This window comes from Ruegeria sp. HKCCD6604 (assembly GCF_013110635.1).
In the GTDB taxonomy this organism is placed as follows: Bacteria; Pseudomonadota; Alphaproteobacteria; order Rhodobacterales; family Rhodobacteraceae; genus Ruegeria.
On the sequence record NZ_WVQW01000030.1, the window covers coordinates 1 to 1,164 of the forward strand.

Here is a 1,164-nt window from a genome sequence, read left to right on the forward strand (position 1 = left end):
CGGATTTTTCACCCAGTCCCTTTCTGATCGTGATCCCGAGCTTTTTGGCTCGATCACGTCGGAACTGGGTCGTCAGCGCGACGAGATCGAGCTGATCGCGTCCGAGAATATCGTCTCTGCCGCCGTGATGGAGGCGCAGGGCTCGGTGATGACCAACAAATACGCCGAAGGCTATCCCGGCCGCCGCTATTATGGCGGCTGCCAGTTCGTCGACATCGCCGAAAACCTGGCCATCGACCGCGCCAAGCAACTGTTCGGCTGTGAATTCGCCAACGTGCAGCCCAATTCCGGCTCTCAGGCCAACCAGGGCGTGTTTCAGGCGCTGATCAAACCCGGCGACACCATTCTGGGCATGAGCCTGGATGCCGGTGGCCACCTGACCCACGGCGCCCGTCCGAACCAGTCGGGCAAGTGGTTCAACGCGGTGCAATACGGCGTGCGCCAGCAGGACAACATGCTGGATTACGATCAGGTCGAAGCGCTGGCGAAGGAACACCAGCCCAAGCTGATCATCGCCGGCGGTTCGGCCATTCCGCGCCAGATCGACTTTGCCCGCATGCGTCAGATCGCCGACATGGTCGGTGCCTATCTGCACGTGGACATGGCGCATTTCGCCGGTCTGGTCGCGGCCGGCGAGCATCCCAGCCCGTTCCCGCATGCGCATGTGGCCACCACCACCACGCACAAGACCCTGCGCGGCCCGCGCGGCGGCATGATCCTGACCAATGATGAAGATATCGCCAAGAAAGTGAACTCGGCCATCTTCCCCGGCATTCAAGGCGGCCCGCTGATGCATGTGATCGCGGCCAAGGCCGTGGCCTTCGGCGAGGCGCTGCGGCCCGAGTTCAAGGACTATGTCAAGCAGGTGATCACCAACGCCCAGGCACTGTCGGATCAGCTGATCAAGGGCGGTCTGGACACGGTGACCCACGGCACCGACACCCATGTGGTGCTGGTCGACCTGCGCCCCAAAGGCGTCAAGGGCAACGCCACCGAGAAAGCCTTGGGTCGCGCGCATATCACCTGCAACAAGAACGGCGTGCCGTTTGATCCCGAAAAGCCGACCATCACGTCGGGCATCCGTCTGGGTTCGCCCGCCGGCACCACCCGCGGCTTCGGCGAGGTCGAATTCCGCCAGATCGCCGACTGGATCATCGAAGTGGT

1 protein-coding gene is annotated in these 1,164 nt (G+C 62.9%); it reads left to right on the forward strand.

Features of this window, described 5'->3' with window-relative positions; all coding sequences use genetic code 11:
- Positions 1–1,164 (forward strand): serine hydroxymethyltransferase (glyA, locus tag GS614_RS21965; protein ID WP_171727327.1); only part of this gene is annotated, 1,164 nt, incomplete at both ends.